General features: G+C 43.0%; 6 protein-coding genes and 1 pseudogene. All 7 read right to left on the bottom strand.

The window, feature by feature from the left end; translation table 11 throughout:
- Positions 1 to 170: 170 nt before the first annotated feature.
- A complete protein-coding gene (locus KPY62_RS10275; protein ID WP_216581900.1) occupies positions 171 to 1,406 on the bottom strand; it encodes an FUSC family protein in 1,236 nt (411 codons plus the stop codon).
- Between the two features lie 240 nt (positions 1,407 to 1,646).
- Positions 1,647 to 3,068 (bottom strand): glutamate synthase subunit beta, encoded by a 1,422-nt coding sequence (locus KPY62_RS10270; RefSeq protein WP_216581899.1) that lies wholly within the window; start codon positions 3,066 to 3,068, stop codon positions 1,647 to 1,649.
- A gap of 206 nt (positions 3,069 to 3,274) precedes the next feature.
- Complete coding sequence (gene gltB, locus KPY62_RS10265; protein WP_216581898.1) at positions 3,275 to 7,738, bottom strand: glutamate synthase large subunit; 4,464 nt, start codon at positions 7,736 to 7,738, stop codon at positions 3,275 to 3,277.
- Between the two features lie 885 nt (positions 7,739 to 8,623).
- A complete protein-coding gene (locus KPY62_RS10260; protein ID WP_216581897.1) occupies positions 8,624 to 9,685 on the bottom strand; it encodes a hypothetical protein in 1,062 nt (353 codons plus the stop codon).
- A gap of 91 nt (positions 9,686 to 9,776) precedes the next feature.
- The gene (gene aroB, locus KPY62_RS10255; RefSeq protein ID WP_216581896.1) at positions 9,777 to 10,877 is read right to left on the bottom strand and encodes a 3-dehydroquinate synthase; all 1,101 of its coding nucleotides are present in this window, start codon (positions 10,875 to 10,877) and stop codon (positions 9,777 to 9,779) included.
- A 316-nt stretch (positions 10,878 to 11,193) separates the two neighbouring features.
- Positions 11,194 to 11,772: pseudogene (gene aroK, locus KPY62_RS10250) on the bottom strand (shikimate kinase AroK); the annotation flags it as partial.
- A gap of 179 nt (positions 11,773 to 11,951) precedes the next feature.
- The gene (gene pilQ, locus KPY62_RS10245; RefSeq protein ID WP_216581895.1) at positions 11,952 to 14,303 is read right to left on the bottom strand and encodes a type IV pilus secretin PilQ; all 2,352 of its coding nucleotides are present in this window, start codon (positions 14,301 to 14,303) and stop codon (positions 11,952 to 11,954) included.
- Positions 14,304 to 14,311: the final 8 nt, after the last annotated feature.

Below are 14,311 nucleotides of genomic sequence, written 5' to 3'. Positions count from 1 at the left end.
TATTAGTTAAATAATGGCGCAGATAAATCCGCCCCTAATTAATGAGTGAGTGAGTTAGCTATAGATCAAATGACTGCCTTAGAAAACAAAAAAACGTTAACTTTTAAAGGTTAGCGTTTTTTTATGCTTTACTATTTGTAAATACTGGGCGCTTAGCAGCGTTCGTATCTTTATAAATGCAAGTCAGCTTCACTGCCCTTCTTTTTAATTCGTCGTTGTTCACGGCGTTGATATCGAACCCCAGAGCCTGCGAACCAGCGTGACTTAGTGGATTGTAGTAAATCGCTAAGCTCTTGTAGTTGTGATTGTAAGGTTTGAATCAACCAAAAGTAACCTTGCCATTCAAAGCTCAAATGCTGCACGCTTGGATATTGCGATACCTTAATACGAGTAATAGGACGAAAAACCTCATTATTAGGACTGCGTAGTACTGCTGCTATATGACGCATCGCTTGGGTCAGCTCACGCTGATAGTGCAACAATAAGATATGATTATCCTCGTCAATCTCGATGTGGGCTAATCGTGGTGCAGCGCTCAATAGTAGATCAATAGTGCCTATCATATTGCGATGACTACGCTGGATGGTTTCTATCGCTTCTTTATCTACCCCTGTTTCGCTGGCAGTGGCGGCAATATGTGGTCGCATTGCTAACAGTCGCTTATTGATCTGCTGTAGGGCTTTGATTAAAGCTTTATTAACCGGTATATCTGGTAGAGCGTTTTGTGCAGCATAACGGTTAGCTGCTACCTCTATCGATTTTGAGTACTGCAAAGGCTCGTGAGTCAGCACTTCGGCATTGATATGGCTACCTACGCTAGCGTAAAGATTACTACAGTCATCAAGATTACTAGCCAGCAAGAACCGATACATCAAAGTAGATTTTAGCGGCAATATCAAAGTCGCTGCTACGGCTATAATGGCACCGAATAGAATATTAAGGGCTCGATACAGACCATCCTGACCAATATTGCTTTGATCTGGGTTTGAGATAATCATCAACATAGTAATGCCAGTCAATAGACCAATATAGCCAAGTTGCCTGACTGACATATAGCCAATAATGCTACTGATTATCCCGATCAGTAGATAATAAGCCCAGAGCCAAATACCAATGTCTTTACTTAACCACAAAAACCCTAACCCAACTATGACTCCTAATAAAGTGCCTAATATGCGCTCTTTGGCCTTAGTATAAATCGCGCCTTGATACTGCAATAAACCCAATATGACAAATACGGTAATAGTGGTCCATTCTCCATGAGGAAAATGCGTGACTTTATTGAGTATTAAAGCAATAACTACAGCCGAGCCCAAACGTACCGCATGCAAGACATCGGCATGCTGGTAACGCGAATAAGGCTCAATAATTGGCTCAGTAATCCATTGCCAAATCGCTAATTTCACGGAAAGGTACTCTTATATGGAAAAAATATAAAATGCTCGATAAGCAGCAGCAATGATAAATCGTTAGTGATACATCGTTAGTAATAAGTTATTAAGGATAAAATATAACATATTTGCCAAAAAATAACGCCTTCTACCTATTAATGGATGACGCACCTATTAATAGACAAAAGACGTCATAAACTGAGGCTAGCCATAGCTTATTAAACCATGGCTGATACCTCATATTACTTTATAAAACTATACGGCTAAGAAGTCCAAAATACCTTCAGCAGCTTCACGGCCTTCCCAAATAGCGGTTACTACTAAGTCAGAACCACGAACCATATCACCGCCAGCAAATATCTTAGGGTTATTGGTTTGGAACTTAAAGACTTGCTTTTCAAGCGCTAGTACCCGCCCTGAGCTATCCATCTCAACTTGTTGACTGCCAAACCAATCGGCAGGGCTAGGACGGAAGCCAAAGGCCATAATCACCGCATCACAAGCAATGATCTCTTCTGAATTAGCAATGGGCTCAGGACGTTGGCGACCACGGTTGTCTGGGGCTCCTAACTGGGTTGTGATGACCTTGACCGCATTTACTTTGCCATTGAGACCAATGATTTCAGTAGGTTGGCGATTGAATAAGAACTCTACCCCTTCCTCGCGAGCATTGACTACTTCACGGCGCGAACCTGGCATGTTTTCTTCATCACGGCGGTAGGCACAAACTACCTTTTCAGCACCTTGACGTATACTAGTACGGTTACAATCCATTGCGGTATCACCGCCACCTAGCACGACTACTTTTTTGCCTTTAAGATCGATGTAGTCTTCTGAACTCTTTTCCCAGTCATTGCAGCGATTGACATTAGCAATCAGGAAATCAAGCGCATCATGCACCCCATCGAGCTCTTCACCAGCGAAACCACCGCGCATATAAGTATAAGTACCCATACCCATAAATACGGCGTCATAATCATTCATTAGCTCATCAATACTAATGTCAGTACCGACTTCAGTCTCAAGACGGAACTCAATGCCCATGCCTTCAAATATAACCCGGCGATTGCGCATAACGTCTTTTTCCATCTTGAACTCTGGAATACCAAAAGTTAAAAGACCGCCAATCTCAGGGCGCTTGTCAAACACTACCGGAGTCACTCCGTTTCTGACTAAGATATCGGCACAGCCAAGACCAGCAGGGCCTGCACCAATAATAGCGACTTTCTTGTCTGTCCAAACCACTTCTGACATATCTGGACGCCAGCCCAGTGCAAAGGCCGTATCATTGATGTACTTCTCGACATTACCGATAGTCACTGCCCCAAAGCCATCATTAAGGGTGCAAGCCCCTTCACAAAGCCGATCTTGTGGACAAACTCGTCCGCAGACTTCAGGTAAAGTATTAGTGCGATGACAGAGTTCGGCAGCCTGAAAAATCTGTCCTTCAGTAGCCATTTTTAGCCAATTAGGAATATAGTTATGTACGGGACATTTCCATTCGCAATACGGATTACCACACTCTAGGCAACGATGTGATTGCTGAGCTACTGCCTCACTTTCAAATGGGGTGTAAATCTCTACAAACTCAGTGGCACGAGTGACGATGTCTTTTTTGAGCGGCTCTAACCGTGGTACATCTAAAAACTGATAACTGTTCTCTAAACGTTTTGCCATAATATTATCTCTTCTATAATAGGCTTTTCTAGAGTGGGAAGTGGTGAGCCTTTAGCAACGTAGGGACTGTTGACCGATACGCTGCTAGATGGCAAATAACACCACTGACCTACTGGAAAAATTTAACTATTGAGGGTTAATGACTCAATACTGTATTTACCTAAAAACTTATGTAAAAGCTTACCTTAACTGATTAACTGAGCCTATTATTGCGGATCAGCCATGGTAGTTTTAAGTACGCTTACTAAGCTGGCAGCCTTAGGCTTAACCAAGTAGAACTTACGCACATAATGCTCAAAGTCAGCCAATATAGTCTGTCCCCATGCACTGTTAGTCTTGCTAACGTGGTTCTCGATTACTTGTTGCAGATAAATACGATGCTCTTCAGTCTGCTCACTAGAGATACGATTTAGATCAATCAGCTCGTGGTTACAGCGATCAAAGAAGTCGCCTTCCATATCGAGGACATAAGCAAAACCACCCGTCATACCTGCACCAAAATTAAGGCCAGTAGGTCCAAGAACGGTGACAATACCGCCAGTCATATATTCGCAGCAATGATCACCAGTCCCTTCGATGACTACTTGAGCACCGGAGTTACGTACCGCAAAGCGCTCGCCTGCCGTACCCGCAGCGTATAGCTTGCCACCAGTCGCACCATAGAGACAAGTATTGCCTATGATCGCTGTGTCATGAGCAACAAAACTAGAGTCTTTGGGCGGATAAATGACGATCTCACCACCTGCCATACCTTTACCAACATAATCATTAGCATCGCCTTCAAGCTCGATGTTTAATCCACCAGCATTCCAGACCCCTAAGCTTTGTCCAGCCGTACCGGTTAGATGTAGATTGATAGGCATATCGCTCATGCCTAGATTGCCCCATAATTGAGCAATCTCACCAGAGATACGAGCGCCAATCGAGCGGTCACAGTTGCCAACAGAATAGCTATAGTCACCGCCTAATCCTTTACGAATATTCAGCAACATATCACTGATCATTTGCTCAGCGAGCAGACCTTTATCAAAGGGCGCATTACGCTCTACTTGGCAAGTTTGTGGCTTGCCTGCACTAGCAGGATGGCTGAACAATAAAGGCGTTAAATCAAGATGACGCTGTTTATCAGTATTGCCTTCTAATATCTCCAGTAAGTCAGTACGGCCGACTAACTCCTCCATACTATGCACACCTAAGACGGCTAGCCACTCGCGAGTTTCAGTAGCGACAAACTTGAAGAAGTTAATCAACATTTCAGCTTCGCCGATATAATGCTGATCACGCAGCTCAGCTTTTTGGGTGGCCACCCCAGTCGGACAATTATTCAGATGGCAGATACGCAAGTACTTACAACCAACTGCAATCATGGGCGTCGTACCAAAACCGAAGCTCTCTGCTCCTAGAATAGCGGCTTTTACCACATCGAGACCCGTTTTGAGGCCCCCATCTGTCTGTATGCGTACTTTGTCACGCAGACCGTTAACTCTTAGGGATTGATGAGTCTCCGCTAGACCCAGCTCCCAAGGTGAGCCGGCATGATGGATAGAGGACAAGGGTGAAGCTGCCGTACCGCCATCATAACCTGAGATAGTAATCAGATCGGCATAAGCCTTGGCTACTCCAGTAGCAATAGTACCGACGCCTGGGCGTGACACTAGTTTTACTGATACTAAGGCGTCTGGGTTGACTTGCTTAAGATCAAAGATAAGCTGGGCTAAATCTTCGATAGAGTAAATATCATGATGCGGTGGTGGCGAAATTAAGGTCACCCCAGGCACTGAATAACGTAAGCGTGCAATCAAGGCATTGACCTTACCACCTGGTAGCTGGCCACCCTCACCTGGTTTCGCCCCCTGAGCGACTTTTATCTGCATTACTTCTGCTGAGCGCAGGTAAGCAGGAGTCACCCCAAAGCGCCCTGAGGCTACTTGCTTAATCTTTGAGTTACGCAAAGTGCCATAACGTACTGGATCTTCCCCGCCCTCACCAGAGTTTGAGCGCCCACCAATAGTATTCATCGCCATAGCGATAGACTCGTGGGCTTCAGGAGATAAAGCACCTAATGACATACCCGCTGAATCGAAACGCTTCAAAATCTTAGTGATGTCCTCAACATCATCGACAGCGATAGGATTATCAGTTTTAAGCTGTAGTAAATCGCGTAGGGTTGCCACTGGACGGCTATTAACTAAGTCGGCATAGTTACGATAGTTCTCGTAATCCCCAGTGCGTACAGCTGTGTGCAAGCTGTTAATCACATCAGGGTTAAAGGCATGGTATTCTTTATTGAAGACAAACTTGAGAAGACCGCCTTGATCTAGAGGCATACGACGCTTAAAAGCATTAGCAGCTAGCTGCGCTTGATCGGCCGCTAAATCCTCAAAAGTTGCCCCTTTAATCCGGCTTTGTACCCCTTTAAAGCACATAGCGACTACTGGCTCAGAGAGACCAACCGCTTCAAACAGTTGCGCACCTCGATAAGACACAATAGTAGAGATGCCCATCTTCGATAAAATCTTTAGTAGCCCTTTATCTAAACCTTTACGGAAATTGACACGCGCTTGAATCGGATCACCCAGAAGCTCGCCAGTCGCTACCAAATCATCAATGACGTCATAAGCCAAATAAGGATAAACACAAGTCGCCCCAAAGCCGATCAGTACTGCTACTTGATGCGAATCCCGTGCCAGTCCAGTCTCAATGATCAAATTGGCATCAGTACGAATACCTTGCGCAATTAAGTAGTGATGAACCGCACCAGTGACCATAATGGCATTGGCTGGCACTTTGTCAGCGCTAATATCTTTATCAGACAATACGATGAGGGTCTGACCCGCTCTAATGGCAGCAGCTACTTGCTCACAAATAGTAGTAATAGCCGTAGCTAAATCTAGATTCAAATCATAATTTAAATTAATACGTGCGATTTGAAAGGCGGTATCATTAAGGTTCTCAATCTGCTGCATTTTGCTCGCAGATAGCACAGGCGAGGAAAGAATAATGCGATGAGCGTCTTTAGCAGAAGGCGCAAACACATTAGTCTGCGCACCAAGGCAAGTTTGTAATGACATTACAATCGATTCGCGTAAAGGATCAATCGGTGGATTGGTCACTTGTGCAAACTGCTGCCGAAAAAAATCACCAACGTGACGGATTTGCTGTGATAGTACCGCCATTGGTGTATCGTCACCCATAGAGCCTACTGGCTCTTGACCATTCTCAGCGTTGGGGCGAATAATTTCGGTACGCTCTTCATTAGTTACGTGATACATTTTTTGCAAAGTCTTTAGTGCCACACCACGACAAGATTTTGCTGCTAGCGCTTCTTCGATACGCTCATCATCACGAATACGTGTCGCTTGTTCACGTAACCATTTGCGATAAGGATGGGCTTTTTTTAATAACGTGGCGATGGTCTTGTTATCCATAACCTGACCCGTCAAGGTATCGATAACCAACATCTGGCCAGGGCCAACTCGACCTTTTGCAAGCACATCCTTAGGGGCATAGTCCCAAACACCAATCTCCGATGCGACGGTGATATAGCCATTCTTAGTAGTGACCCAACGTGAGGGACGCAGGCCATTACGATCTAGCATACAGACAGCATAACGACCATCTTGAATCACTAATCCTGCTGGCCCATCCCATGCTTCCATGTGCTGCGAATAAAATTCATAGAAGGCGCGTAAGTCCATATCCATACTATCGACATTTTGCCAAGCTGGTGGCACTAGAATCGACATTGAATGAAATAAACTCATACCACCTGACATCAGCACCTCAAGCATATTATCTAAGCTTGAAGAATCTGAGCCACTACTATTCACTAACGGTGTTAACTCACTCAAATTTGGTAATTTAGCAGATTTCAATTTTGGCGTACGAGCCTCAGACCAATTACGATTACCAGTGATAGTATTCAATTCGCCATTATGGGCCAGATAGCGAAATGGCTGTGCTAATGGCCAGCGTGGTAAAGTGTTAGTCGAGAAGCGCTGATGAAACACTACAATATGCGAGGCCAAGCGCTCATCTTTTAAATCCGTAAAGAACGCTGGCAAATCTGACGGCATTACCAAGCCTTTATAGATAATAGTTTGGCAGTTTAGCGAGCAGACATAAAACAGCTCATCTTCGGTTAGACGTTGCTCTGCTTTTTTTCGTGCTACGAATAACTTACGATTGAAGTCTTCACTGCTTAAGTTAGCCGGATCATTGACGAATATCTGTTTAAATGCGGGTAGAGTCTCACGACCGATCTCACCGACGATAGTTAAATCAACTGGTACCTCTCGCCAGCCAGCTACCTCTAAATCTTGCGCAGCGATCTCTTCTGCTAGTACTTGTTCACTATACTTAGCTTTGGTCTCGTCCAAATTGACAAATACCATCCCTACTGCAAAGTTATCAGTAATGGTTAACTGCTGTTCAGCAGCGATAGCTTGAAAAAATGCTTTAGGAGTGGCAAGTAGCAAACCGCAGCCATCCCCCGTTTTGCCATCGGCAGCAACACCGCCGCGGTGAGTCATACAGCTGAGACTATGAATGGCAGTCTTAACTAAATCGTGGCTGGCTTGTCCCTCAATGTGAGCGATTAAGCCAAAACCACAGTTATCAGAAAAGTCATCTGGAGTGGCCAGATGTGTGTGTGATGAAATCATTGACATGGCTAGTCCTTTTAAGTGAGCGAGCAGTTCATGGCTACAATGCGTAGCATGTACTGAATGACGCAGTTAGAACGGGCTAAATTATTCTAGTATCCGGATTAAAAACTGAATTCGTACACTGCATAATATTGTTGATACGAGTTGTTAGTAATTATCCGTTTGGTTTGGAGCAGAACGGTTAGCTACTTGGCAAAATAGCTCAAGCGCTAATAGTTGATTGATGGTGTATGCGGGTGAATGACACCGTAAATACGATAAGAGCGATGATAGAGTGATAGCTATTGAACCGATAATAATCTACTTATCAACGCTCAGACATTAAACGCTCTAGGTTCAATCACTTCTTTAACCCAAATAAGGACTATAAATAAATAGAAGAGAATTAGCGATTACTTGACCTTTATGATCAACAGCACTTAATAACGCTTAGAACAGTGAGAGACGAAAAATTTACCTAAATAGCCAGTATTTCCAACAATTTACCATAACTATACAGAATAAGTCCCTTAATCATATTAGTTAATGATGCTGAAAAAATCTAGTCTTTTTTACAAATTATTGGATAGCTATTGTTAATTACTGGCTTAAAACCAAGTAATAAAGTCACAGACTGACTACTGAAAATGAACACTGAATCACTGTACTGCTTCTACAAGTAACTAGGCGATACCAGTGACTGACCGACATTATTCTGTAAGTATCATTAATGATTCTACCTTTAATATCCGTGCTTGTACTAGCAAAAACCTCACCAGTCACTTATTGCTTTTAAAGCGTATTGTCAAAAAAAAAGCAAAAAAATTTGCTAATAAAAGTCAACCAAAGCAATCCCGACCCTAGCGGCTATTTAAAAAAACCGCTAGGTCGAAAACTGATAGTGAAAAGCTACTTACTCTTTTCTTCTATTAGTTGCTTAATAGGATCACTATTACCTTTATTAGTAGTGCTCTTATCAGCGCTACTGTTATTCTTTTTATTACTGCCTTCACTAGCTTTATCAGGATTGCTCGCCGAACTTGGCTGTTTAGGCGTGGCTACTACCGGTGGCTTTTTGACTTGTGGCTCAGCCTTAATAGCTTTATCATCATTTTTAGAATCATCAGAATTTTCAGATGATAAGGTGCGCTCTTCATTGACTGATAAGGTATCTGAAGTGTCGGCGGACTGACTAATACTGCCAGTGCTATTAGTGTTAGACTGATTACTAGAAGGCTTAGAAGTGGCCTCTTCATTATCATTACTAACTTTAGGAACTACTGGCGCTTTTTGACGCACAGGTACTTCACGCTTGGTAGGATTAAGTTTCACTGAGCGTGAGCGTCTAGTACTTAGATCTTTGATGGGTTGCGAACGCTCATAATTGTCGATAATACTAGTGTAGCGATTAATCTCTTCCGATAGCACACGTACGTCAGCAGGCAAGCCAAAATCTACCAGTTTCGCCGCCCCTACCGCTTCTTGCGAGCTATTTAATAGACCATAAGTAAGCATATAACGCAGCTGTTTGTTCTCATCGCGATAGCGGAAATAGGCAAATTTATCTCTATCTTTTCGACCTTCTAAGTAGCTGACTATCACCTCATTCTCGGCGACATTCATCACTTGTACGGTCCATTTACCTTTATTAGCGAGCAAGTATCGCTTATCTTTGAACTCGTCTGGATAATTGCGTAAATCTCGGATAGTATCTTCGAAATCAATAGGCTGAATGTCATTATCTAGCTCATGTAGAGACTCAATAGATAGAGGTTGTTCAAGCTCGCTAACTAATGCTTCAGGTGCAGCAATAGGAGCATTCTCAATTTTGGCTCCAATTGCAGGGGTCTGACTGACCATCCAAAGCAGCGCAGTGGCCACTCCGAGCAGCAAAGTCATCATTAACCAAATTAGTGCTTGGCGACGATTTGACTTACTGCTAGAGCTAGTCGTAGAGCTCGGTGCTGCCATGGGATTTTCCTTGGAAAAGTAATTAATTAACGCTTATCAACAGCCATTAGCTTATCAGCAGCTATTAGCTTGTAAACAATTAGTATGCCGCTTAGGATGACAGCACTTCAGTAAGCAACTGCGCATCGAATTCGTCTGTCAATACCGCCTCACCTAGTGATTTTAACAAAATCAGCCGGATTTGTCCTTGTTTGACTTTTTTATCGTGGCCCATTAGTTTTAACGCTGTGTCTACATCGATAGCTGGTGGCATAATTGGCAGTTTAGCTAAGCTCAATACCCGTTTTACTCGAGCCACGTCGCTATCGCTGAGCCAGCCAAGCATTTGCGATAATTCAGCTGCTTGCACCATACCTGCTGCAACAGCTTCACCATGCAACCAATTACCATATCCTTGGTGAGTCTCAATCACATGACCAAAGGTATGACCAAAATTCAATATCGCTCGTATACCTGCTTCACGCTCATCTTGCGCCACAATATCAGCTTTATACTGGCAGCAGCGTTTTACTGCTATCGCTAGAACTTCTAAATCCAAAGCCATCATGGCTGGTAGATGCTCTTCAAGCCAATCCAAAAACTCAATATCCATAATCAGTGCGTATTTGATGACTTCCGCTAATCCAGCGGATAGCTCACGCTCAGGCAGCGTTTGCAAAGTATTCATATCCACTAGTACCATCTGCGGCTGCCAAAAAGCGCCAATCATGTTCTTGCCTTGTGGATGATTGATACCAGTCTTACCACCAACGCTGGAGTCCACTTGCGACAATAGAGTAGTAGGTATTTGGATAAAATCAACCCCACGCATAAAGCTAGCCGCTGCAAAGCCTGTCATATCACCGATAACACCACCACCAAGCGCAATTAAAGTAACATCACGGTTGAAGTGCTGCGCCATTAGCGCATCATATATTTTATCGATACTAGCCTGATTTTTGTACTGTTCTCCATCAGCTAGGATGCAAACCGCCACCTTAAAGTGCAATTCTAGTTGCGCTTGTAATGCCGCTAAGTATAAAGGCGCAACCGTCTCATTAGTCACAATTAATAGCTGCTTACCCCGTATATAGGAAGTAATTTGCTCCGCCATATTACTGGTTTTATTGCCGCTTTGTGCCGTAATAACTATTGGATAATCGTGACTTTGAGTATGTACAATTAAGCCATCTTCCACTAATGCGGTAGTCATCTCATACTTCCTAATGTTTAGGTTTGAAAGTGGTTAGCTTCAAAAATTATTATGCTATAAAAATTATTATGCTATAAAAATTATTAGCTATAAAAATATGGCGCTATAAAAAATACTATAGTTAAAGTTCATTACGGTCAGCAGCAGAGGCTGATGGTACTAAACAATCAGTATCAGTGGTCAGCTCTAAGCCAGTATCAGTATTAACAGTGCTACTTTTAATACTCTTAGGAGCATCAATACCGTCATCTACACTAGCTGCACTATTTGATTCACTATCTAGCTTTATGAGGTCAGGACTACTATAACTGTCAGTATCTTGCTCTAACTCAGTATCCATATCAGTATCAGTAGCTTGTTCTATCTTGACCACCGAAAAACGCTGGAGCTGTTGCAACAACTGATTGACCATATTCCGTGGATAAGTGTGGCCAGTAGGCATAATAATGTGTGCTACTTGCCGATATAATGGATCACGTTTTTTATATAATTCTTGTAGTATTTTTCTGGGATTGGGCTGCTGTAATAGGGGACGTGACTTGTCCTTCGCTGTACGTACCATCTGCACATCGACTGGTGCATTTAGGTAAACTACAATGCCACGCTGATGCAAGAATGCTCTGTTTTCATCAGACATAACTGCACCACCACCAGTGGCAAGTATAATTTGCTTATATTGGGTTAGCTCATCAATGGCTCGAGTTTCGCGCGCCCGAAAGCCTGCCTCGCCTTCTTTAGCGAATATCCAAGCAATATCAGCGCCTGTTTGCGATTCAACATACCAGTCACTGTCCACAAACTCGCGGCCCAGCTGCTTAGCAAGCAATCGGCCAATGGTGGTCTTGCCAGCTCCCATCGGCCCGACTATAAATACCGACGGTAATTCCTCCAACATAAAACTCACTCAGATAAATTAACTATCATACAACGTCATTAATATTCTAGCTAGTAATGAGCGTTGATTATTGTTGATAAAATAATGCTGCTCAAAGCATAACCCTTAGCAATAACCTTGCGCCCATAAAAAAACAAGCGCTTAAGCTTGTATTTTTATAGTGTCTTAAATACCGCCGCTTATTCTAAACGATTTATGCCATCGTTAACCAGCTTCGTAGTGATAAAGATAAGTAATTCTTCTTTATTATTGCTACGAACGTCTCTACGGAACGCACGACCAATATAAGGTAAATCTCCTAAGAATGGTACTTTATCTACACCATTATTAATACGGTTTTTAAACACCCCGCCTAATACGATAGTTTGGCCATCTTCAACAATGACATTAGTGGAAATCGAGTCTTCAGAAATGGCGACCTGATTATTGATAATAGTCGGTGTGCCATTAGTAATCACTAACTGCAGACCGATTTTGCCATCAGGGGTGATATTTGGCGTAGCCTCAAGGCTCAATGCGGCTTCTTTAAAACTAGTCGTAGTAGCACCACTAGCCGACGCTTCCTGATAAGGAATCTGCGTACCAGAAGAAACTTTAGCGGTTTGTTTATCAGTAGTCAAAATTTTGGGTGTAGAAATAACCTCACCGCGATTATCCGCTTGTAACGCTGATAATTCAAGATCCAACATGAAATCTGATAACCCCAACAGACCAAAGGCAATGCTCCCTGCAGGATTACTGACGCCTAAATCAACGTTTAGATTATCAGGGCGACTAATATCGTATGACGGATAAGAGACGGACTGTCCATTGACAGTAGTAGTTTCGATATCGAAGTCTTTTAAATCCCATAGGGTCTGATCACTGCCGCCAACCAATAGGTTGCTATTATTAGCTGCTCCGTTAGATAACAGACCCCAGCGCACACCAATCTCCTTACTAAAGGTATCGGTAGCGCTAACAATACGTGCCTCAATCATCACTTGGCGTACTGGAATATCAATTTTACTAATTAATTTATGTATATTTTCAATACTATCTGCCACATCTTTAATAATTAAAGTATTAGTACGTTTATCAGTAGTGACTGTGCCACGATTGGACAACAAGGTATTATTATCTTGATTGCTACCCGTATTGACAGCACCAAACCCGCCACCACTATTAGAAGGTCCACTACCATCAGAAATTAATAATAAAACATCTTCGGCACGAGCATAGCTCAAGCGAATGTACTCAGTACGCAAAGGGGAAAAGGCTTGCACCGCTTGCTGAGCCGCAAGCTCACTAGCTTCTTGTTCAGCAAGCTCAGTAGCAGGGGCGATCAAAATTACATTACCATTCTCACGCTTACCTAAATTTTTACTTTTCAGAATAATATCTAGTGCTTGATCCCAAGGAACATTAATAAGACGCAAGGTAATGTTACCAGTTACAGAATCGCTAGCTACCACATTCATCTTAGTGAACTGCGCCAAGATATCTAACACGCTACGGATTTCCACATTTTGGAATTCCATAGATAATGCTTCACCAGTATAGACTCTCTCCTCAAGCGTAGGCTCACCTAACAGCTCAGGTTTTTTAATCGCTATAGTAAGCTTATTGCCTGATTGGTGAGCTTGGTACTCGTAGTCTTCGGTCATATTAATAGTAATAGTCCCATTTTGACCTTGATTTTGAGTATCGATACCAGCGACTAACCCACTATTAATAGTAAGATGGCGTAGCAAATTTCTGGGAATCGTACTACCAGTCATACGTATCACTAGCTTATTGCCTTGCCGCTGCACATCTACCGGAATAGCCTCATTAGCGAGCCTAATACTGACATTACCGCCACCATTATTATCAGCTACAAAATTAAGTTCCGTCAAGCCATCATAGCTATACTGCCGAGCCACTTGTGAGGCGCCTAGTCTAGGGTCTAGTAGTGGGTTGACTCGTACCATCATAGTATCAGTCGGCACCGCTTCAGTGCTGCTATTAACGGCTACACCAACGTTAGCAATACTATTGGTGATCGGTGTGGTGGGAATAACCTCGACGCTCTTGTAGACCTTGGGGGTTGTCGCTAGCGCTTGATTGGGCTCAGTAATAGTAAGCAGTAAATCATTACCACTAATAGCCGTAATATAGCTACCAGTTTGTTTTAGACCCACAATCATGCGAGTAGTGCTGTCATTGTTTAAGGTAGTAACTTCATTGATCATACCGATATTATAGTCCGTCAAGCGCCTGCTAATACCGTTTTGAACTTGCTCAAAATCTAATACTAAACGTCTGGGATCATCCAGTTGATAGGCCACAGGTAATGTCGGAATTTCTGAAAACTCTAAACGTAACTGTGTTACAGCTGGAGCTGTCTTCACTACTGATAAGGTGTTAATACGCTGTTCAGCATAAGCGCTGCTGCTAATTGCGAGCATACTGACAGCCAATATAAGCATGACAAAGTTGTAGGAAGGTATAGTAAAAGTGGCGAATACGCGGTTACTCATCATCATTCCCTTATGGTTGCGTACTGTCATTATTCATT

The organism is Psychrobacter sp. TAE2020, from assembly GCF_018919485.1.
GTDB lineage: Bacteria > Pseudomonadota > Gammaproteobacteria > Pseudomonadales > Moraxellaceae > Psychrobacter.
Note: the sequence above shows the minus strand (reverse complement) of the source record. Positions and strands in the feature narration are given on the sequence as shown.